The sequence below is a fragment of the Bacteroides caecigallinarum genome, from assembly GCF_021531075.1.
GTDB classification, from domain to species: Bacteria; Bacteroidota; Bacteroidia; order Bacteroidales; family Bacteroidaceae; genus Phocaeicola; species Phocaeicola caecigallinarum_B.
The window spans coordinates 105810-127235 of record NZ_JADYTJ010000002.1; the positions used below are offsets into that span (position 1 = coordinate 105810).

Consider the following 21426-nt stretch of genomic DNA (forward strand, 5'->3'; position numbering starts at 1 on the left):
TGCCCGTGTTTAGGTTCAAATTTGCCCAAATCTTACATCGAATGTGAGCAAGCCATTTTTTTAACAAATTTTCTCTTTTTCGGCGCTTAGAACAACTTTATTTCTTCTCCCAGAATGTCTGATAAAAGAAGGTTTGCAAGACGGCTTGTACCTATACGGAAAAGTCCTTCGTTCAGCCATTCTTCGCCCAGAACCTCTTTTGCAATAGTATAATACTTCACTACATCTTCTACAGTATTTATTCCTCCAGCGGCTTTAAAACCTATTTTAATGCCTGTTTCAAGGAAGTATTCCTTAATTGCCTTGCACATTACGAAAGCTGCTTCCGGAGTTGCTCCAATGTTTTCCTTTCCTGTAGAAGTCTTGATGTAATCAGCGCCTGCATACATCGTGAGGATAGCAGCTTTCTTTATGTTTGAGGCACTTCCCAATACTCCGGATTCAAGGATAACTTTCAAAGTCTTTTCTCCGCATACAGCTTTCAGTTCCTCTATTTCGTCACACATTCCTTCATAATCACCATTCAGGAACTTGCCTACAGGCATTACGATATCTATTTCGTCGGCACCTGCATGTATAGCCATCGCTGTTTCAGCTACTTTTACTTCTGTGAAAGTCTGTGATGAGGGGAACCCTCCGGAAACACATGCTATTTTTACATCATCAGCCTCTAGTCCGTCGTTGACAATCTCTGCCATGTTAGGATAAACACAGATTGCAGCTACGTTTTTCATGTCCGGGTATTTATCGGCAAACTCGTTTACTTTCTCTGTAAGTTTCAGAATACTTTCTTCGCTGTCTGTACATTTAAGGCTTGTCAGATCGATGCTGCTGAATAAAAATTTCTTTACATCTTTTGTGCTGTTTTCCGACAGATATTTGTTCAGAATGTTTTCTGTAGCGTATGTCACCTCGTCATCTTTAAGAGCGGTGTTGTACTTGTTCAATGCCTCTGTGTATTTATCACTTGCAGGCATTTCATGTTCATGCTCGTGGTCATGTTCCTGTTCAAAATCGTAGATGTTTTCTTCGTTGTAACTCATAAGCATTATAGTTTTGGATTGTTTTTATGTCTGTCTTTATCTCTTGAAGTTTTCTTTTCGATGTTCTTTCTGAATGCTTCCGTAAGGTTCACGCCTGTCTGGTTAGCCAGGCAGAGCAGTACCCAGAGTACATCCGCCATCTCGTCTGCCGGGTCCTGGTTCTCTCCTTCCTTGAACGATTGGTCGCCGTATTTTCTTGACATTACTCTTGCCAGTTCTCCCACTTCTTCAGTCAGGACTGCCATGTTTGTCAGTTCGCTGAAGTATCTTACACCGTATTCTTTTATCCAGTTATCAACTGTTTTCTGGGCTTCATCAAGTGTCATAATTTATTCCTTATTCTTTGAATCTATCAATATTGTTACAGGTCCGTTGTTAAGCAACTCTACTTTCATATCCGCGCCGAATTCGCCTGTTCCGACTTCCTTTCCAAGTGCTTTACTCACTTCGTTGCAGAAGTATTCGTAGAGTGGGATAGCGGTTTCATGTCCGGCGGCTCTTATGTATGACGGTCTGTTTCCTTTCTTTGTAGAAGCCATCAATGTGAACTGGCTAACGATGAGAATCTCGCCGTTCACATCCATTATGGATTTGTTCATCACTCCGTTCTCATCGTCGAACACTCTCAGCCCGATAACCTTTTTGCACAGCCAGTCGGCATCCTCTTTTGTGTCGGCTTCCTCAATTCCGACCAATATCATGAAACCCTCTTTGATTGCCGATTTGCATACTCCGTTTATGGTTACAGATGCGTGGCTTACTCTCTGTATAACTAATCTCATATTATGATAAATTATTCCTTGTTTAATTCTTCTTTTACAGCCTTTGCAGAGGCTTCTCCAACGACGTTGGACAGTTCTTCAATGCTTGCTTCTTTTATCCGTTTCACGCTCTTGAATGCTTTCAGAAGCGCTGTTTTCTTTTTCTCTCCGATTCCTTTTATATTATCCAGCGCTGATGCAATCTGACTCTTGCTTCTCTTGTCGCGGTGGAAGGTAATGGCAAACCTGTGGACTTCATCCTGTATGTTCTCAAGCAGATGGAATAGGGGAGTTCCCTGTTTTATTCCTATCGTTTGTGGCGGAAATCCTGCAAGCACTTCCGATGTTCTGTGGCGGTTGTCTTTAGCCAGTCCTACGATTGGAATGCTGAGGTGAAGTTCATCTTCTATAACCTGCCTTACTACCTCCATCTGCCCCTTACCGCCATCAGTCAGTATTACGTCAGGAAGTTCACCCTGTTCGTCAATGATACGCGTATATCTTCTTCTTACAACCTCCTGCATTGAGGCATAATCGTCCGGGCCTTCTACGGTTTTTATGATGTATTTCCTGTAGTCCTTCTTGCTCGGTTTTGCCTTTTTGAAGACAACACACGCCGCTACGGCATCCGAGCCCTGAATGTTCGAGTTGTCGAAACATTCTATGTGGACAGGCATCTTGTCGAGGTGAAGTTGTTCCTGTATTTCTTTCATCAGTCTCACACTCCTCTGTTCAGGATTGAGTTTTTCAGCCTGTTTCAGGCGATCCACTTTGTACTGTTTTACATTCAGTATAGACAGTTCAAGAAGATGCTTTTTGTCTCCTCTTTGAGGTATGGTAAATGTTACTCCGTTCATCTCCATGTCGAGCTCAAAAGGTACTATTATCTCCTTCGATTCGCTATGATATCTTTCTCTCATTTCTACAATACCAAGTTGGAGCAACTCCTCTTTAGTTTCGTTCATTCGTACTTTATATTCGAACGTGAAAGCCTGGTTTATGCATCCGTTCGTGATATGCAGATAGTTTATGTATGCTACGCCTTCGTCTGTTTCTATTGAAAATACATCAATATTATGTAACACCGAACTTACTACCTCGCTCTTCGACCTGTAGCTTTCCACCAGGTCATATTTGAGCTTTATTTTTTGCGCCTCCTCGAATTTAAGTTCACTTGCCAATTTCTGCATTTCATCCATCAGCATATCGCTTATTACGCGTGTATTGCCTTTCAAGATTTCCTTTATTTCCGCTATCTGATTCATGTATTCCTCATGACTCTCTAGTCCGATACATGGACCTTTGCAGTTCTTGATGTGATATTCCAGACAAACCTTGAACTTTCCTTGTGATATGTTTTCCGGAGTAAGCGCAAGATGACACGTCCTCAGATTATAGAGTTTCTTTATGAGTTCCAGAACAGCCATCATTGACGGAACATGACTGTATGGTCCGAAGTAAGTACCTTCTTTCCTGTCTATCTTTCTTGTCTTGAATACACGTGGAAAATATTCGTTGCTGATGCAGATAGAAGGGTAGCTCTTGTCGTCCTTAAGCAGGACATTGTATCTTGGTTTGTATTTCTTGATCAGATTATTTTCCAGCAATAATGCGTCTTCTTCGGTATTGACTACGATGTATCTGATGTCGGCAATCTTTGTCACGAGTATTCTTGTTTTTGCTGATTGATGTTCTTTTGCAAAATACGAATAAACTCGTCTTTTCAGATTCTTGGCTTTGCCAACATATATGATTGTACCTTCCGAATTCAGATACTGATATATCCCCGGACTGTCCGGCAGGTTCAGAACGATACCTCTCAGATAATCGCTTGTTTTAAGTTCTTCTTTCGAATCCATTATTGCCGTGAGTGTATTTATAATTCGAGTATGGTCTTCACCTCTACATCTGCAGGGAATGCTTGCCTTCCGTTAAGTCCCTTCAGTTCGATAACGAAGTTGATATATGTCTGTTTTGCTCCAGCCTTCTTGACCAGCCTATGAGTGGCAGCCATTGTTCCGCCTGTAGCAAGGAGGTCGTCGTGTAACAGAACGACGTCGTCTTCGCTTATTGCATCTTTATGAAGTTGGATAGTGTCGGTACCATATTCCTTAGCGTAAGTTTCTTCTATTACCTCTGCAGGAAGTTTTCCAGGCTTGCGTGCCATGATGAAGCCCGCGCCTAATCTTGCTGCGAGCGCACCGCCTAATATGAATCCTCTTGATTCGATGCCTACCACCTTTGTGATACCTTTGTCTTTATAAAGTTCGTATAGCTCGTCTATCAGGCCGCTTAGGCATTCGCTGTTTTTAAATAGGGTAGTTACGTCGTAGAACAGGATTCCCGGCTTTGGGAAGTCTGGTATCTCACGGAGATTCTTTCTTAAGATTTCTTTGTTCATATATTAGTCCTTTTATTTATTCTTCCCTTAAAGTTTTACGTTAAGTTATATGCTTATTTTAGGGTCTATTCCTTTATTTTCAACATCTTATGGGCGTTCCTTAAACAAATTGTTTCACGTGAAACATAGCTTTTATCGTCCCATTAGCACCAGCAATACGTTGATGTCGCTTGGGGATATACCCGGTATTCGGCTTGCCTGTGCCAGAGTCTCAGGGTCTATCTTCTTTAGCTTCTGTCTTGCTTCCGTTGACAGTGACTGGAGAGTGTCGTAGTCGAACTTGCCTTTTATCTTGATTGACTCCAGGCGGTGTATCTTGTCGGCTATCATTCTCTCACGGTCTATGTATCCTTTATACTTAATCTGTACTTCGGCAGCCTCTATAATCTCTTCCTTGCGGTCTTCTATTCTGTCAAGTACAGCTTTGAATGCAGGCACAAGAGGTGCTATGTTTTCTATCGTAATCTGCGGACGGCTTATCAGGTCGATAAGCTTGCATCCGTGCGCCAGTCTTGCTGTGCCTAATGCTTCCAGACCATCGTTAATCTTGTCTGCCTTGATAGAGTAGGTCTTCGTGAATTCCACTATCTTCTCTATCTCTTCGCGCTTTTTGCAGAGGATGTCGTATCTGTCATGTTTTGCAAGTCCGAGTTTGTATGCCCTTTCTGTAAGTCTGAAGTCGGCATCATCCTGTCTCAGCAGGATTCTGTATTCGGCTCTTGAGGTAAACATACGGTAAGGCTCATCCACACCTTTTGTCACAAGGTCGTCTATCAGTACGCCGATATAAGCTTCGTCTCTTCCCAATACGAAAGGCTCTCCGCCATGACAGTTGATATGAGCGTTTATACCAGCGATGATACCCTGACCTCCGGCTTCTTCATAACCTGTAGTACCGTTCACCTGACCTGCAAAGAACAGGTTCTTGACTATTTTAGATTCAAGAGTGTGCTTGAGCTGGGTAGGGTCGAAGTAGTCGTATTCTATTGCATATCCGGAGCGGTAAAGCACTACATCCTTGAAACAAGGAATCTTCTTAAGAGCCTCAAGCTGGATGTCCATAGGTAGGGAAGAGGAGAACCCGTTGAGGTAAAGTTCTTGTGTTGTCTCTCCTTCCGGCTCCAGGAAAAGCTGATGCTGTGGTTTGTCCGGGAATGTTACGATTTTCGTTTCTATACTCGGGCAGTAGCGCGGACCGATACTTTGGATTTGTCCGTTGTAAAGAGGGGAGTCCGCCAGTCCACTCCTCAGTGTGGCATGTACTTCTTCGTTGGTAAAACATGTCCAGCACTGGAGCTGTTTAAGCTGTCTTGGCTCGCTGATAAAAGAGAATCTGTGGAAATCATTCTCGCCGTCCTGTGGCTCCATCAAATCGAAATGTACGCTTCTTGCGTCTATTCTCACCGGTGTACCCGTTTTCATTCTTCCGGATGTTATGCCATGTCTTGTTATAGACTCTGTAAGATGATAAGAAGCTGGTTCAGCGCAACGTCCTCCGGCAAGCATTTTGCGTCCTATATGCATAAGTCCGTTGAGGAAAGTTCCTGCTGTGAGAACAATACATTTGGCATAGAATGTCACACCCCAGCAAGTTGTCAGACCTTTTACTTCCCCGTTCTCGATTATAAGTTCTTCCACAGTGTCCTGCCATATATGCAGGTTAGGAATGTTCTCGAGAATTTCTCTCCAGGCCCAAATGAATTTGCCTCTGTCGCACTGAGCGCGAGGGCTCCACATGGCAGGACCTTTGGAGCGGTTCAGCATACGGAACTGTATGGCGGTCTTGTCAGTCACCAGTCCCATGTATCCGCCCAATGCGTCAATTTCTCTTACTATCTGTCCTTTTGCAATACCACCTACTGCAGGGTTGCAACTCATCTGTGCAATCTTGTTCATGTCCATTGTTATCAGACATGTTTTCGAACCAAGATTGGCTGCCGCAGCAGCTGCTTCACATCCTGCATGACCGGCACCGATTACAATAACGTCGTACTTAAATTCCATTGAATAATGATGTTTATTATCGGGTGCAAAATTAGTGAAAATAATCGTTGTTTTTCCCCCTTGCAAATATCATTTAACAAAGTAGGGCGAGAATTTCTCGCCCTACCACTTCCCAGTCTAATTATTTCATTTCCTTAAGCATATCCAGTGCCTTGTTTTCTGCCGCTTCCATTATCTCTCTTTCTCCAGGTCCCTTGTCGTTTATCCCGCAAAGGTGCAGGATTCCGTGGATAATCACTCGGTGCAGTTCCGTATCGTATTCCGCTCCAAATTGTTCGGCATTTGTCCTTACGGTGTCAAGACTGATGAACAGGTCGCCTGAGATACGTTTGCCTTCACAGTAGTCGAAGGTGATGATATCTGTATAATAGTCATGTTGCAGATACTGTCTGTTCACCTCAAGAATCTTTTCGTCCGAACAGAATATGTAGGCGATTTCTCCCACGCGCAGACCGTATGAAGCGGCTACTGCTTTTATCCATTCTGTGGTTTCTCTCTTTTTGATGTCGGGCATTTCAACCCCGTCTGTCTGATAAGTAATCATATGTTGTTTAAGTTTTTAGTTTTTAGTGCTTAGTTTTTAGTTATAAGTTGCTCTGTTTATAATTTATAATTCATATAGTTTCTAACAACTAATAACTTTAGACTAACAAACTGTTCTCCGTTTTATCCAAAGAACAGATAGCAGATAAATATGGCTGATATTATTCCTGCAAGGTCGGCCAACAGTCCGCAAGGAACGGCATGTCTTGTTTTGCTTACTCCTATACTTCCGAAATATACGGCAAGAATATAGAATGTAGTGTCGGTTGAGCCCTGGAAGATACAAGCCATACGTCCTACGAAAGAGTCGGCACCGTAGGTTGTCATTGCGTCAACCATCAGTCCGCGTGCCCCGCTTCCGCTCAACGGTTTCATTATGGCTGTAGGCAGCGCCGCTACAAACTCGCTGTCTATTCCGCACCATCCCACTGCGGCTGCCACTCCGTTGATTATATAGTCCATACTTCCCGAAGAGCGGAATACTCCTATAGCTACAAGTATCGCGACCAGATATGGTATTATCCTTACGGCTGTGGTAAATCCTTCTTTCGCACCGTCAACAAACGCATCGTAAACATTGACCTTCTTGCGTACTCCGGCAAGAATAAAACCGATAATAATCAGGAACAGGAATACATTTGCAGTCGTAGTGGAATATATATCAATCATCTCTCTTGAAAGCGTAGTGAAGAAATAGATTATTCCTGCGATGAACAGGCTGGCTCCACCAAGGAACAGCAGTATAGTCCTGTTCAGAAGATTGATTTTCTGATAAACGCTTACGGCGATAATTCCTGCCAATGTTGAAAAGAACGTAGCAAGCAGTATCGGGACGAATACATCTGTAGGCTGTGCGGCTCCCAGTTGCGCTCTGTAAACCATTATGCTTATCGGAATGATTGTAAGTCCCGATGTGTTCAGCACCAGAAACATTATCATCGGATTGCTGGCAGTGTCCTTCTTTGTATTCAGTTCCTGAAGTCCTTCCATGGCTTTCAGTCCTAACGGAGTTGCGGCATTGTCCAGTCCCAGCATATTGGCTGCAAGATTCATGAATATACTTCCTGTCACCGGATGTCCTTTCGGAATGTCAGGAAAGAGTTTTGAGAACAGCGGACTCAGTACTCTTGAGAACATATTTATCACTCCCCCAAGTTCCCCTATTTTCATAATTCCGAGCCACAATGACAGCACTCCTGTAAGTCCAAGTGAAATATCGAACGCTGTCTTAGCCGAGTCGAAAGTTGAATTGATGATAGTCGGAAAAACGCTTGTATCGCCAAGAAACACAAGCCTTATTGTTGCCACGATGAATGCGATAAGGAAAAACGCTATCCAGATGTAGTTCAATACCATAAATAGTCTATCGTTTTTTGGTTATAAATCAGTTAGAAAAATCTTTTACAAAAATAAGTATTTTAATCAGAAAAAGATAATTTTGCCAATACTTAAACCTAAAAACTCATTTGCTTATGTTCAAATTTAAATATTTCCGTTGGACTATACTTCTGCTGTTATTTCTTTTTGTAATTCTTTCGTCGCTTAATGTCGGTGTCGCAGAGTTTTATTCACGGAGTATTTATCCGTCATTGTCATACGTGCTTTCAGCAATATCATCCGTTGTGCCGTTTTCGCTTGATGAAGTAGGTATATTTCTGATGATATTGTCAGTTGTAGTATTTCCGTTCGTATGGCGGATACGCAGGAAACAGAAATGGAGAACTATTCTATTTCGTGAGGTAGAAATCCTTTTGTGGATATACGTGTGGTTTTATATCGGTTGGGGAATAAACTATTATCGTGAGAGTTTTTTCACAAGAGCCGGTGTTACGCCTGCCAAATACGATGAACAGCGTTTTAAAGACTTTCTGAATTCATATACCGACAGTCTGAACAATTACTATTGTGATATTGATACAATCATTGCCGGGCATGTTCATGATGAAATAAAATCGTCTTATAGAAAAGTATCGGATGTTTACGGCCTCACCACACCCCGTTCGTTTCAGCATCCAAAGAAATTGCTCTTCAATTCCATTTACTCAGGTTCGGGAGTCCTCGGGTTTATGGGACCATTCTTTGCCGAGTCGCATATCAATATGCAGATTACTCCGTTGGAGTATCCTTTCACATACGCACATGAACTTTCACATCTTCTCGGAATAAGTAGTGAGGCTGAAGCAAATTTCTGGGCATATCAGACTTGTCTCATTTCTTCTGATGCAGAGATTAAATACAGTGGTTATTTCGGACTCTTTCCATACGTGCTGATGAATGCGCGAGGTCTGTTGAATGAAGAAGATTATAAAAACTGGATTTCCAGTGTCCGTCCGGAAGTTATAAACCAGTATCAGGAAAAACGTAAGCATTGGTCTTCTCTTTACAGTCCGATGCTTGGCGAAATTCAGTCGGCTATGTATGAACTTTATCTGAAGGGAAACAGAATTTCGTCCGGACAGAAAAATTATGCCGAGGTAATTGGGCTTTTGCTATCCCTATCGGAAGAAGGCGTAAAAAAGGCCTGCTGAGAATTAAAAAATACGTGTCTCCCACCGTGACGTTCGTGATTTTTTAATTCTCGCAAGCCTGTTAATAGCGCTGAAGTATTTGTTTTTATTACATTATGCTATTAAAAGCGTTGTAATAAAGCGCTTGATGTTACATAAGTGTAATATATGTTTGTGTGTGGCTTTCTTTTTGATATTATCTGCTGTGAGTATTTAATTATAAATCTGGAGAAAGCTCCTGATTTAGCCTTCCAGTTGCCCTTAAATATTCGGTCTCATAAATTTTATACTGCGTTTGAGCTTCTATAAGATTACTTTTCGCCTGCTTCCATTGAGACTGGGCGTCGAGCAGGTCAGTAAGTAGTGCCATCGAAACATTATATTTGTTATTGGTTACTCTCAAATTCTCTTCTGCCTGTTTCAGTCCGGTCTCTGCAGTCTTGATGAGCTGGTAGCCATCGTAAACATTTTTCAACGCGCTTTGCGCTTCCAGATTCATCAGTCGTGAATTTTTATTGAATTCCAGTTCAGCATTCTTGAAATCAAGTTTTGCTTTTTTCACTTTCTTCAGATTTGCACCCCATTGGAATATAGGAATCTTTACAGATAGCATCACAGCTCCTATCCCATCGCGGAATTCCTGTGAATATGGTACCATTGTTCCGTTGCCTGCGTCAACCATACTGTTCAGTTTAATATTGCCATAGTAGGCATATCCGGCAACCAGTCCTACTGTTGGCAGCATGTCTGCCCTTGACATTTGTATTTGCTTTTGTGTAGCATCCATTTGATGTTTGAGCAGATTGAGTTCCGGACGTCCGTTAATATCGGCAGCAAGCAGCCCCGGTTCTTTAACGCATATTGTTGTGTCTGTAAGCTCAAGCTTTGTCTGCGCATCAACACCTGTTATCCTGCATAGTGACATGCGGCATAGATCTTCTCCGTTCCTCGCCTTCTGCATCTGGTACAATATGTCGCTCCTGCTTGCCTCAATCCTGAGTAATTCATTCTCTGTGGCAAGGCCGGCATCTACCGCTGTTTTTACTTGAGTGTAAAGTGAGTCCATCTGTTCTTTATAACTGTCCAGCATTTTCACTTTCTGTCTTACGGCTATTAATGTCCAGTAAGCATTGTCAGCTTCTACCAGAACATCCATCATTGTCATCCTTTTCTGTTCCGCGGCAATAGACTCTCCCAGTTTTGACAGTTTCTTTCCTGTCAGTATCTTACCTCCCGCATACAGTGGTTGTGTCAGGGTTATTCCTGCCATATACATTCCTCGCATTCTGAGGTCCATACCCATCATGTCAATATCCGGGAAGACGTATGTTCCAGTAGCTGAAGCATCAAACTTTGGAAGGAAAGCTGTATTTGCTATTTTCCTGTCCAGGCGAGACTGCTCGTATTTATGTTCTGCCTGCTGTAGTGATTCGCTTTGCGATAAAGCCATATCACGACACGAAGCCAGACTTAGCTTTATACTCTCCTGTGCTTTTATGCTTATATCCTGGATAAATATAAAAGCCGTTGTTGTAAATAATATTTGAAAAAATCTGTATCTCATTTTTATAAAGATTGATGTATGTAATTAAGCTTTCTTGATATTGAAAAGTACCGTATATAAGACAGGCAATAATATCAATGTGATAATAGTTCCAACAGCCAGTCCTCCCATTATGGTTATAGCCATTGAACTGTACATCGGGTCCGTGACGAGAGGTATCATACCCACAATAGTGGTGAGCGATGCCATAAGTACAGGTCGTACCCTGGAAACGGTAGCTTCAACTACAGCCGTATATGGAAGCTTCTTTTCTTCCGTCTGCAGTCTGTTTATCTCGTCCACCAGTACAATTGCGTTTTTCACCATCATACCTATCAGTCCCAACATTCCTATTATTGCCATAAATGTCATTGGCTGGTTTGTTGCCAACAGTGATGGCACTATGCCGCAGAATACGAACGGGAAGCATATCAGAATGAGTATAACCTTTTTCCAGCTGTTGAATAGCAACAGAAGTATTGCAAGAATTATAAAAATAGTAAGCGGTACATATTTCAAAAGGTTTGCAATGGCATCGCCTTGCAACTCTCCTTCGCCTACCCATCTCATGGAATATCCTGCCGGCAGTTCGATCGCTTCTATGTCTTTTTTTATCGATTCCACCACTTTTGCCGGAGTCGCTTCATTAATTTCTGTATTCGGATCACATTCCGCTTCAATGACTCTTTGACCGTTCAGACGCATAACCACATCTTCGTCCCATTCCATAGTGATGCTTTCCGCTACCCTGCTAAGAGGTGTCGAACGGAAAATCTTGTCTTGAAGTTCGCTCATGCCTTTTCCTCCGGCAATGGCTGAGTTGAGTTCATCATTTGAAAGATGCAGGTTCATCATGCTCCATACAGGAATATCGTTCAGGTCGCTTATGCGGCTTCCGTCTTCGTTTCTGACCAGCATGTTTACAATTATAGCCCTGTCCTGTTCGTTTATTACTCCTACAGGCATTCCGTCTGTAGCAGCCATAAGGGCGTTGGCTATGTCGCTCCTTCCCACACCTGAACGCAGTGCGTCCTGTTGTAAATATTTCGTGACGTAAGATTTTCCGTAAGGTTTCCAGTTGTTTTGTACTGAATAAGGATCAACATATTCGCATTTCCTCATTATATCTTCCGCCTTGCTGCTCAATTTTTTCAAGACAGCCGGATCCGGACCGGCGAATTCCACTTCAACCGTATGCGATGTAGATATAGAGAAATTATATTTCCTGCAGCGTATGTATGCGTCAGGATATTTCTCCCTCAAAATACGTCTTACTTCCGGTATTTGTTTCATTACGGTATTATAGTCCTTGCAGTCTATAATCAGTTCACCGTAACAATCACCGCCGGACGTCATAGGTCTTACAAGGCAGTAATGTGCCGGCGCGCTTCCCTGGCTGACAGCAATTCTTTCTATGTCTGGACGTTCTGATAACAGATTACTCATGTCCAGAAGTTTGTCGCGTACAACATTCGGACTGGTGGCAGAAGGGAAAAAGCATTCTACTACATATTGTTTATAATCGAAATCAGGGAAGAACATGTTTTTTACTTTCCCCATTCCTAAAACACATACAACCAGTATTGTGACTGCTATACCTATAGTTGTTTTCTTATGTCCTATCAGTTGTGATATGGCGTTACGTACAAACTTATGTATCGGTGAATTCATTACAGTATTTGTGGTATCACCAACTGTATGTTCCCTGACGGGAAGCCACGTCTTGGCACATACCGGAACCTGTACGAGGGCCAAAATCCAACTTGCCAGAAGGCTGACACATAATACAAGGAACAAGTCGCCTGCATATTCTCCCGCAGAGTCCGGCGAAAGGTAAACACACAAGAATGTGGAAGCAGCTATGACAGTAGCTCCAAGTAGCGGCATGGCTGTGTTGTTCCCTATCCTGTACAGGTAGTTCTTTGGTGACAGTCCGCGCTTCTTGTCTATAAGGATACCGTCCATTATCACTACAGCATTGTCCACAAGCATACCCATAGCTACTATGAATGCTCCCAATGATATTCGTTGTAGTGTGGTTCCGCATACTAATAATATAGGGAAAGATACTGCAACAGTAAGTATAAGACCAAAACCTATAATCAGACCGCTACGGAATCCCATGGTGAATATCAGTACCAATATTACTATGGCTACTGATTCTACAAGATTCCACATGAATGATGATATGGCATCTTCTACCTTGTCAGGCTGGAAAAATATCTTCTCTGTATTCATTCCGGCAGGAATGCTTCTCATAATTTCACTGAGACGTTTATCCACTGCCTTACCTACATCTGGCACTATGGCTGACGATTCCATCGCGATACAGATTGCAAGCGCTGGCTTGCCGTTGACGAAGAAACCGTTCCTTTGAGGCTCAGAGTATGTCTTTTCAATTTTTGCTATGTCTCCCAATCTTATCGTCTTGCCGTCTATAGTCTGTATCAGAAGATTCTTTATGTCGTTTTCATCCTTGCTTTCGGAGTCCACATAAATAGGAATAAGTTCGTTTCCGCCTTGATATTTTCCGGCATTTACAGTCTTGAAAGCACCTTGCAGAGTGGACATTATCTGTGTAGGTATTACCCCGTTCCTGGAAATCTGTTCTTTTGACAGAGTTATGTTTATAACCTCATCACGGTTACCTGCAATGTTTATTCTTTTTACCCCTTTTACGCTTGACAGTTCACGTTTTATCAGTTTGGCGTATTTGTACATTTCAGGATAATCATATCCGTCGGCAGTAAAAGCGTAAAAAATGCCATAGACGTCCATCATGTCGTCTATCACTATCGGGTCATAACATCCTTGAGGGAGTCTTGAGGATGCATCATTTACCTTGCGGCGCATCAGGTCGAAGTGCTGTTCAAGGTCTTTTGTAAGGACTGTCATCTGGAATTCTACGGTAAACATAGCCATTCCGTTCCTGCATTCTGTCTTTATCTTGTTTACGTTTGGAAGAGCACGTAATTCATCTTCCATCATGAGTGCCACTTTGAGTTCAACCTCGTGTGCACTTGCTCCCGGATATGGCACTATCACCATTGCCTGCTTTGCAGAGACCGCAGGGTCCTCAAGTTTTGGCATCTGTATGAATGACAGTATTCCGGCAATTATTATAGCTGTTACGAACGACCAGAATAGCATTGGTCGTTTCATAAAGTATTCTGTAATTCTTGTCATATCAGTCCTCCGACATTACTCTTTTCCGGTTCTTCTATTACTGTTACCTTTTCTCCCTCCAGCAATGAGTTCACTCCTGCACGTACAATCCTTTCTGAGCCGTCCAGACCGTTGCTGACAGTTACTTTCTCTCCTGAGAAGTTGCTGTCAATGGTTATGATTCTTTTTTCTATCGTTGAATCTTCTTTCAGGACCCATACGCAAGAGTTGCCATCGCTCTTGAATACTGAACATAGCGGTATATTAAAGTTTCCGGTACTATCAGTATTCTCATTTACAGTCAAACATACCTCTATGTTCATGCCCGGTGTAATTCGTTTTTTCGGGTCTTCTTTAAATTTCAGACATAGTTGGTATAACTGGTTCCCGTCTGCTTTTGGTGATATGCTTATGAAATCCATAGGATATGTTTGTGATTCTTTTTCTGACGAAACCCTGCAGTCATAACTTATCACGTTATTGATGACTTTAAATGTACTTGACGGTAAATCGGTATTGACCTCCAGATGCGAGACATCAAGGAATGTAAATAATGGTGTACCTGCATCAACCATCTCTGCAGGTGAGAAGTTTACTGACTGTATGTATCCGTCAGTTGGTGAGTATAGCTTTGTATATTCAAGCTTGTTTTTGTTTACTTGAAGTTGAATTCCAAGTTGTTTCAGCCCGGCATTAGCTTTTTCGTAATCATTTGCCGATACGCTTTTCTGTTCAAACAGCTTTCTTGTTCTTGCCACTTCATCTTTCAACTGGTCATATTGGATTTGAAGAGCATCAACGCCTAATTTATAATCTGCATCGTCAAGCTCTGCAAGAAGCTCACCTTTCCTTACACGATCCCCTTCCTTTACGTGTATGTATTTTATCTGTCCGGCAGTTTTAAATCCTAAGCTGATTTCGTGTGCTTCACGGACTATTCCTGAATAACTTTTTGTAACAGTTTTACACGATGGTGAGGGACATGTTACTTCAACACTATGAACAGGTAAAGAGCTCTTTTGCGTTTTGCCGCATGAGCATAATATACATATTAATAATGTAGATGTACATACTAAATTCTTTTTTTTCATACTTAATATGTTTTTATGTTTATAATATACTCTTTTATTGTGCAAAATTGCCGATTTATTTATTCCCTCATGTTATCAAAAAGGATGGCAAATTGGTCAAAAGGATTGATAAATGGTGCATAATCATTTAATTTGTATATATTTGCTCTTCAAAAGGTATAATATGATTTGTTATGAAAAACGATAATATTTTTTTGAACTTGAATCTCAGTGATTTGTCTGCATTGCCGGATGCCATTCATATTGACAATAAGTTCATACTTATTGATAATTTTGATGATACGGAAAATGATGAGAACACTAAAGGATTGTCGTTTGCCAATTATCCTATGAAATTATCTTTTACAATAGTTATACTTATTGTTTCAGGAGGAATAAAAGTCAAGATTAATCTGGAAGATTTTGAGGCGGGTGCGGGTGATGCCATTACCGTATTCAAAGGGAATATAGGTGAATTCTGCAGCCTGTTGCCAAATACTCGTATTGCAGTTATTGCCTTTTCTGATGAATTTTTCAATGTGATGAAGCATATTGGTACTGCCATTTCCATACAGCAGCAGATTTATACAAACCCGGTGTCGCACATTGAAAAGGGATTCTTTGAAGATTCGCTTGACATATATAAAAAAATGAAATCAAAATTGTCCGAAGTTGATAATATATTTCGCGAAGGAGCTCTTCAGGGTTATACTCAGGTTTTGATGTTCAATGCCTACAATTATTTTACCAAAATGAAGAATAATGTGAATAGCTCTTCTGAATATAACAGGAACCAGGGAATCTATTCCCGTTTTATTCAGGCTGTTCAGAAGAATTACGTCCAAGAACGAAGTATAACGTATTATGCGGATTTGTTATGTATTTCGCCAAAATATCTTTCGCAGGTAATAAAGAATGTTACGGGAAGACTTGCCGGTGAGTGGATTTCCGATTATGTAATACTTGAAGCAAAAGCATTGCTGAAAAGTAATAAATATACTGTACAGCAGGTGTGTGATATGCTGAATTTCGCCAATCAGTCTTTCTTCGGAAAGTATTTTAAGAGGAAAACAGGTATGTCTCCAAAGGCTTATATGAAGAGTTAAAAATAACGGACAGAATTGTTTTTACGCAATCCTGTCCGTTTCATTATTTTCTGTTCTGTATATGTTATGGCATAAATGCATCCATTATTTCTGTTGGTTTGCCATCCTCTGTAAATGCGCCGAGACGGTATTTGTTAGGTTTGCATTCAGGTTCCCAATAGAATACACCTTTGCAAATGCCATCAGTGCTTTCAATACATTTTGTGATTAACTTTCTCAGCAGTTTGTAACCATTATTCAGTGTTTCCTTGTTGGCTAAGTTACCATTATCGTCCGCACATTCCATTCCGGTCTCTACTATCATCACATCACAATTATATCTCTCGTTTACGAGTCTTATATTCTCAATACAATCGTTTATGGTCTTTTCCGGAGTATATTCCGGTTTTTCCATCATTGTCCAGTAAGGATAGATAGACATTCCTATCATGTCCCATTTGCCACCGTTTGCCTTCAGTTCATCGAAGAACCAGCGATACAGTTCTTTGTCGTATCCATTGTCAAGATGCACAATAACTGTAGAACCCGGGAAAACTGATTTTACAGCATCATATCCAGAGTTAATAAGCTCTGCCAGGTTTTTCCAGTTCATTCTGAACTTTACAGAAGTTGATTTGCTTCCAGACTCTTTTACATCACATTCGCGGATATCATATGAAGCACCGCTTGTTTCCGGATTCTCATCCCAAAGCATACCCGGACGTATCTCATTACCTACCTGTACCCATTTAGGAGTGATTCCTTCTGCTTTCAGCGCTTCAAGAACATCTTTAGTATGGTCTGCCATTGCTGTCTTCAGCTTGTCAAAGCTGAGATTTTTCCATGCCGCAGGCTTATGCTGTTGCCCCGGGTCTGCCCACCAATCACTGTAATGGAAATCTACCATCAGTTCCATTCCGTTTGCTTTGGCACGGCGTGCCAGTTTAAGCATATCTTCCTTGCTGCTCCAACCTTCTTTAGGATTAACCCATACACGAAGGCGTATAGCATTAAGACCAAGTTCTTTCATCAGTGATGTGCATTCCTTTTCTTCTCCTTTTTTATTGTAGAACTTGTGTCCTTGCGATTCCATTTCTGTGACCCAGCTGATGTCTGCACCCTTATAGAAAGGCTCATAATCTTCTTTTTCTGTCGAATATTCCGTTACAGGTATTTCAAACTCTCCGGTCTTCAATCCTTTGGCCGACGCGCGAAGACGAATCTTGCCGGGTTTCTCTCCAGCCTGTAGTATCACTGTCAGCATTCCGTTGAATGCATGCATCTCCGGTTTGTGAAACAAGTCAAGGCATGTAGGGTCACCATTGGCTGAGGCTCTATACTTTCCGGCACCATCGACACGGAAGTTCACTAAACGTCCGTCTGTAGGACAGAGATTGCCGTCTTTGTCTTCAATGCGAAGAGTGACGTAAGCTAAATCTTTACCATCGGCTTTAAGACTTGTGTAGTCTGAAACAAGTTTTATACGGTAAGGTTTTTCTGCGGTATGTGAGGATTTTTCAGCGGCTTTACTACCGTCGCTGTTGTAAGCTATTACTTTTACTTCTCCCGGCTGATATTTCACATTATGCCACATCAGACGATAACGGTTCACTACTGTAGAGTCGTTCTTTGTTCTTATTCCATAGCTTACTCCGTTTACGAACAGTTCAGCCGAAGGATAGTTTGTATATACGAATACAGGTACATCCTTTCCTTCATGTCCTTCCCAGTTCCAGTGTGGCAGTATATGCAGAGTTTCAGCATCCTTGTTCCATACACTTCTGTAGAGATAATATCTGTCTTTAGGAATAGATGCAAGGTCAATTATACCGAACATAGAGCTATGGTTAGGCCATGCATCTGTGTCATATGGGCTTGGTTCGCCAAGATAGTCGAATCCGGTCCATACGAACTGTCCTATAGTCCATTCATGGTCTTCTGCAAGTGCGAAATCTATATCAGGAATGTTTGACCATGAACAGTATTCAAGGTCGTACGAAGAAGACTGGTGGTCATCGTATTTGGCGTCTGCCTTACTTTCAGCCGGAAACTTATATACTCCTCTTGAACTTACTGTAGAAGATGTCTCAGAGCCTAAGACTATGTTTTGAGGCAGTCTTTCATAGGCTTCCTCGTAACGGTGGGCACGATAGTTGAATCCAGGAATATCAAGCATAGCAGCAAATCCATTGTTCAGTACACAGCTCACCTGGTCCATACCGCATGTAACAGGGCGTGTAGGGTCTTCCCTATGGCAAATATCCTGTAGGAATTTTGCCACTTTATAACCCTCAGGACTACACTGTGTAGGCACTTCATTACCGATACTCCACATCACTACACATGCATTGTTACGATACTGTCTGAGCATGTTCACCATATCCTTTTCAGCCCATTCGTTGAAAAAACGGTGGTAGCCGTTATCGCATTTTGCTATGTCCCATTCATCAAAAGGCTCAATCATCATCATAAATCCCATTTCATCGCATAGCTTTACAAGTTCCGGAGCAGGCATATTATGTGCGGTTCTGATAGCATCGCATCCCATGTCTTTCAGCAACTTCAACTGATGACGCAGAGCTGATACATTTATGGCAGCTCCAAGCGGACCTAAGTCATGATGATTGCATACTCCCTGAAACTTACGGTGCTTTCCGTTTAGGAAGAAACCCTTGTCGGCAATATACTCTATTGTTCGTATACCGAATGTTGTGGAATATGTGTCCTGCAGAACTCCTTCTGCATAAATCTCTGAAACAGCCTTGTAGAGATTCGGCTCCTCAGGCGACCACAAAAGTGGATTGTTCACAACAAAATTCTGTGTGAACGGCTGACCGTGATTTATAAATCCCTGATTGTTCTTAACAGCAACTACATTGCCTTCCGGTGAATATATCCTGGTGATTACTGTCAATTTCTTTTTGTCAGCATTTTTAATTTCTGTACGAAGATTTACAGAAGCATAGTCCTCTCCTACGTGAGGCGTAGTAATCTGTGTTCCCCATACCGGAACATGTATCTTTTCGGTTGTTACTACATGTACATTTCTGTAAAGTCCTGCACCCGGATACCATCTTGAAGACTGAGGTCTGTTTTCAAGGCGTACGGCAAGGATGTTGTTTTTACCATCCTTGTTAATAAGGTTTGTAACGTCGCAGTGGAATGAGTTATATCCCAAAGGCCAGAAACACGCCTCCTGTCCGTTGACATATACACGCGCCTCACTCATTGCTCCATCGAATACGAGTGTAGTCTGTTTGTCCTTATCTACGTTGAATGTTGTTCTATACCATCCCACACCCACATATGGCAGTCCTCCTGTACGTCCGGTTTTTACAGAAGCCTGTGTCTCGAAGTTCTGGGTAATGGCCACATTCTGCAAGTCGTTATTCCTGTCGAACGGGCCGAATATAGCCCAGTCATGAGGAACTGTTACCTTTTCCCATTTGCTGTCATTATAGTCAGATTTCTCTGCTCCCGAAACCTCACCTTTAAAGAATTTCCATCCTTTCTCGAGAGTTTCAATGTTTCTTTGGGCATTTGCGTTGCCTGAGAATACAGATACAAGAAAAAGTAGTGCTGTTATTAATTTAGTCAGTTTCATCAAGTAAAAAGTTTATTATATTCAATAAGGTGTAAATATAAAAGAAATATATGATAAATGCCTTGTCATTTTCTATAAATATAAGCTGTGTTTTTGTATATATAACTTGTATTTATAAAAATATAAGTTGTAGTTATATATATACAGTCTGTATTTACAGAATATGTGCGTACAGAATAAGTTTTTTGTCCGTTAGCAATGAAGATTTAAACAGCGCTTAAACACTGTTTAAACGCTGTTTAATTTGTATTTGAATCTGATCTATTGCATTATCTCTTGAAAGCGTTGAGTGAGTTCATAGGATAACCCTCGTCATTGAACATACCTTTCTGATATCCGTTCCATCCGGCATAGCATTGTGGCTCCCATGCGAACACTCCCAAGCATCCTTCAACAGTTTTAGCTTTAGTGATGAAATCTGTATAGAATGCTTCCGCTTCTTCGTAGTTCCATGGAATACCGATTTCGCACATCATTACTTTGGTGTTGTACTTTGCAATGAGTGTCTTCATGTTTTCTATGCAGTCATCATTCAGTTCTTCCCATGTTTTGCCGTTTTTGTCAATAGGCTGCCATACACCGTTCGGATCATTCTTTTGGGGCTCCTTGCCAGGATAGAGTGACATTCCAATGATATCCCATTTTGCGCCATTTGTTTTCAATCCGTCAAATATTCTGTTATAAAGATTTGAGTCGTTTCCCTGGTCCAAATGAACAATAACTTGCGCTTCGGGATATATTTCTTTTACAGCGTCATATCCGGCAGTAATCATTTTTGCGAAGTTCTCGCTACCAATCTGAGTATCGGTTTTTCCGTCAGGGAAAAGCATACCTTGGTGCGTTTCATTTCCTACTTGCACCCATTCAACGTCTATTCCTAATTTTTTTAGAGCTGAAAGAACATCTTTTGTATGTGATGATATATCTTCTAAAAGCTGTTCTACAGAGTGATCCTCCCATGCAGCAGGTTTAAACTGGTCTATCGGGTCAGCCCATTCATCGCTATAGTGGAAATCAATCATAAGTCTGTAACCAAGATTATGCGCTCTCCATGCTTTTGCTATAACATCTTCTTTTGAGCACCATCCATTCTCAGGATCAACCCATACACGTAGTCTTATTGCGTTCATTCCGAGTTCTCGGAGCAGTTCCATGCATTCACGTTCTTTACCTTTTGAGTCGTAGAATTTTCTGCCTGATGCTTCCATTTCTGTAAGCCAGCTTACGTCTGCCCCTCTTGCAAATCCGGTCATGTCATAACCACCTGTAGGGTCATATGTTCCTTCTGTTTCAGGGAATGTAGGTTTTTCATCATTGTTACATGATGTTGTCATGGCTCCGCATACTATTGCCAGTGCCATGAATATGTATTTTAGTTTTTTCATAACGTTGCTCTTTTTTTTAATTGTTATTAGTAGTAAAAGACCATCTCATGTTAACTAAATCAACAATAATCTCATATGAAACTTCGGTTTCACTCCATCCACCATCAAAATATAATTCGCTTAAACCATCTTTAACCAATGCAAATGGGTCGTTATCTGCTCCATCAATATAATTATACTTATAATAATTATTATTAGAGTCTTTGAAAACAAAATTGAAATTTGTTTTGCCAGTATATGTACCTACATATTTACCTATGTTTGTAGTTTTATTTAATTCTAACAAAACTGTTTCATCATATAAAGGTTCAGGAT

16 protein-coding genes and 1 pseudogene are annotated in these 21426 nt (G+C 41.4%); 2 read left to right on the plus strand and 15 right to left on the minus strand.

Annotated elements, in window-relative coordinates; genetic code table 11:
* Positions 1-86: 86 nt before the first annotated feature.
* The 8 genes from deoC to I6E11_RS01190 form a co-directional block, all read right to left on the minus strand.
* Positions 87-977 (minus strand): deoxyribose-phosphate aldolase, encoded by an 891-nt coding sequence (gene deoC / locus I6E11_RS01155; protein ID WP_235336025.1) that lies wholly within the window; start codon positions 975-977, stop codon positions 87-89.
* 71 nt (positions 978-1048) lie between these two features.
* Positions 1049-1369: a nucleotide pyrophosphohydrolase gene (locus I6E11_RS01160; RefSeq protein ID WP_204507500.1), complete on the minus strand. Its 321-nt coding sequence runs from the start codon at positions 1367-1369 to the stop codon at positions 1049-1051.
* 3 nt (positions 1370-1372) lie between these two features.
* Entirely contained in the window at positions 1373-1825 is a 453-nt protein-coding gene (gene dtd / locus I6E11_RS01165) for a D-aminoacyl-tRNA deacylase (protein ID WP_204403149.1), read from the minus strand.
* 11 nt (positions 1826-1836) lie between these two features.
* Complete coding sequence (gene uvrC / locus I6E11_RS01170) at positions 1837-3663, minus strand: excinuclease ABC subunit UvrC (protein ID WP_235336016.1); 1827 nt, start codon at positions 3661-3663, stop codon at positions 1837-1839.
* A 17-nt stretch (positions 3664-3680) separates the two neighbouring features.
* Positions 3681-4205, minus strand: a complete 525-nt coding sequence (locus I6E11_RS01175; RefSeq protein WP_204403153.1) for an adenine phosphoribosyltransferase — start codon at positions 4203-4205, stop codon at positions 3681-3683.
* 132 nt (positions 4206-4337) lie between these two features.
* Complete coding sequence (gene mnmG, locus I6E11_RS01180; protein WP_204507503.1) at positions 4338-6209, minus strand: tRNA uridine-5-carboxymethylaminomethyl(34) synthesis enzyme MnmG; 1872 nt, start codon at positions 6207-6209, stop codon at positions 4338-4340.
* Between the two features lie 121 nt (positions 6210-6330).
* The gene (ybeY, locus tag I6E11_RS01185; protein WP_154044731.1) at positions 6331-6753 is read right to left on the minus strand and encodes an rRNA maturation RNase YbeY; all 423 of its coding nucleotides are present in this window, start codon (positions 6751-6753) and stop codon (positions 6331-6333) included.
* 122 nt (positions 6754-6875) lie between these two features.
* The gene (locus tag I6E11_RS01190; RefSeq protein ID WP_235336017.1) at positions 6876-8108 is read right to left on the minus strand and encodes a nucleoside recognition domain-containing protein; all 1233 of its coding nucleotides are present in this window, start codon (positions 8106-8108) and stop codon (positions 6876-6878) included.
* A gap of 116 nt (positions 8109-8224) precedes the next feature.
* On the opposite strand from I6E11_RS01190, the gene I6E11_RS01195 reads away from it, so the two are divergent.
* Positions 8225-9280 carry a DUF3810 domain-containing protein gene (locus I6E11_RS01195; protein ID WP_235336018.1) on the plus strand — a complete coding sequence of 352 codons (1056 nt, stop codon included), beginning with the start codon at positions 8225-8227 and terminating at the stop codon, positions 9278-9280.
* Positions 9281-9476: 196 nt separating this feature from the next.
* Here the strand turns inward: I6E11_RS01195 and I6E11_RS01200 are convergent, their stop codons facing one another.
* From I6E11_RS01200 to I6E11_RS01210, 3 genes are read right to left on the minus strand one after another with little or no spacing between them, the layout of a single operon-like run.
* Positions 9477-10823: a TolC family protein gene (locus I6E11_RS01200; RefSeq protein ID WP_235336019.1), complete on the minus strand. Its 1347-nt coding sequence runs from the start codon at positions 10821-10823 to the stop codon at positions 9477-9479.
* A 24-nt stretch (positions 10824-10847) separates the two neighbouring features.
* The gene (locus I6E11_RS01205; RefSeq protein ID WP_235336020.1) at positions 10848-13988 is read right to left on the minus strand and encodes an efflux RND transporter permease subunit; all 3141 of its coding nucleotides are present in this window, start codon (positions 13986-13988) and stop codon (positions 10848-10850) included.
* On the minus strand, positions 13985-15058 hold the full coding sequence (locus I6E11_RS01210) for an efflux RND transporter periplasmic adaptor subunit (RefSeq protein WP_235336021.1): 1074 nt from the start codon (positions 15056-15058) through the stop codon (positions 13985-13987). Before I6E11_RS01210 ends, I6E11_RS01205 begins: the two co-directional genes overlap by 4 nt.
* A gap of 173 nt (positions 15059-15231) precedes the next feature.
* On the opposite strand from I6E11_RS01210, the gene I6E11_RS01215 reads away from it, so the two are divergent.
* Positions 15232-16143, plus strand: a complete 912-nt coding sequence (locus I6E11_RS01215) for a helix-turn-helix domain-containing protein (protein WP_235336022.1) — start codon at positions 15232-15234, stop codon at positions 16141-16143.
* 64 nt (positions 16144-16207) lie between these two features.
* Here the strand turns inward: I6E11_RS01215 and I6E11_RS01220 are convergent, their stop codons facing one another.
* The 4 genes and pseudogenes from I6E11_RS01220 to I6E11_RS01235 all read right to left on the minus strand — a co-directional run.
* The gene (locus I6E11_RS01220) at positions 16208-17317 is read right to left on the minus strand and encodes a glycoside hydrolase family 53 protein (protein WP_262911411.1); all 1110 of its coding nucleotides are present in this window, start codon (positions 17315-17317) and stop codon (positions 16208-16210) included.
* Positions 17294-19726, minus strand: a pseudogene (locus I6E11_RS01225) (glycoside hydrolase family 2 TIM barrel-domain containing protein); the annotation flags it as partial. The pseudogene I6E11_RS01225 and the gene I6E11_RS01220, both read right to left, overlap by 24 nt.
* 269 nt (positions 19727-19995) lie before the next feature.
* Positions 19996-21111 carry a glycoside hydrolase family 53 protein gene (locus tag I6E11_RS01230; RefSeq protein WP_235336023.1) on the minus strand — a complete coding sequence of 372 codons (1116 nt, stop codon included), beginning with the start codon at positions 21109-21111 and terminating at the stop codon, positions 19996-19998.
* Between the two features lie 16 nt (positions 21112-21127).
* The coding region (locus I6E11_RS01235; protein WP_235336024.1) for a hypothetical protein at positions 21128-21426 on the minus strand (299 nt) is incomplete at its 5' end.

Coding starts and splice junctions, on each gene's coding strand:
- deoC (WP_235336025.1), bottom strand. CDS start 977: ATGCCTGCAAGTGATAAATACACAGAGGCATTGAACAAGTACAACACC.
- I6E11_RS01160 (WP_204507500.1), bottom strand. CDS start 1,369: ATGACACTTGATGAAGCCCAGAAAACAGTTGATAACTGGATAAAAGAA.
- dtd (WP_204403149.1), bottom strand. CDS start 1,825: ATGAGATTAGTTATACAGAGAGTAAGCCACGCATCTGTAACCATAAAC.
- uvrC (WP_235336016.1), bottom strand. CDS start 3,663: ATGGATTCGAAAGAAGAACTTAAAACAAGCGATTATCTGAGAGGTATC.
- I6E11_RS01175 (WP_204403153.1), bottom strand. CDS start 4,205: ATGAACAAAGAAATCTTAAGAAAGAATCTCCGTGAGATACCAGACTTC.
- mnmG (WP_204507503.1), bottom strand. CDS start 6,209: ATGGAATTTAAGTACGACGTTATTGTAATCGGTGCCGGTCATGCAGGA.
- ybeY (WP_154044731.1), bottom strand. CDS start 6,753: ATGATTACTTATCAGACAGACGGGGTTGAAATGCCCGACATCAAAAAG.
- I6E11_RS01190 (WP_235336017.1), bottom strand. CDS start 8,108: ATGGTATTGAACTACATCTGGATAGCGTTTTTCCTTATCGCATTCATC.
- I6E11_RS01195 (WP_235336018.1), top strand. CDS start 8,225: ATGTTCAAATTTAAATATTTCCGTTGGACTATACTTCTGCTGTTATTT.
- I6E11_RS01200 (WP_235336019.1), bottom strand. CDS start 10,823: ATGAGATACAGATTTTTTCAAATATTATTTACAACAACGGCTTTTATA.
- I6E11_RS01205 (WP_235336020.1), bottom strand. CDS start 13,988: ATGACAAGAATTACAGAATACTTTATGAAACGACCAATGCTATTCTGG.
- I6E11_RS01210 (WP_235336021.1), bottom strand. CDS start 15,058: ATGAAAAAAAAGAATTTAGTATGTACATCTACATTATTAATATGTATA.
- I6E11_RS01215 (WP_235336022.1), top strand. CDS start 15,232: ATGAAAAACGATAATATTTTTTTGAACTTGAATCTCAGTGATTTGTCT.
- I6E11_RS01230 (WP_235336023.1), bottom strand. CDS start 21,111: ATGAAAAAACTAAAATACATATTCATGGCACTGGCAATAGTATGCGGA.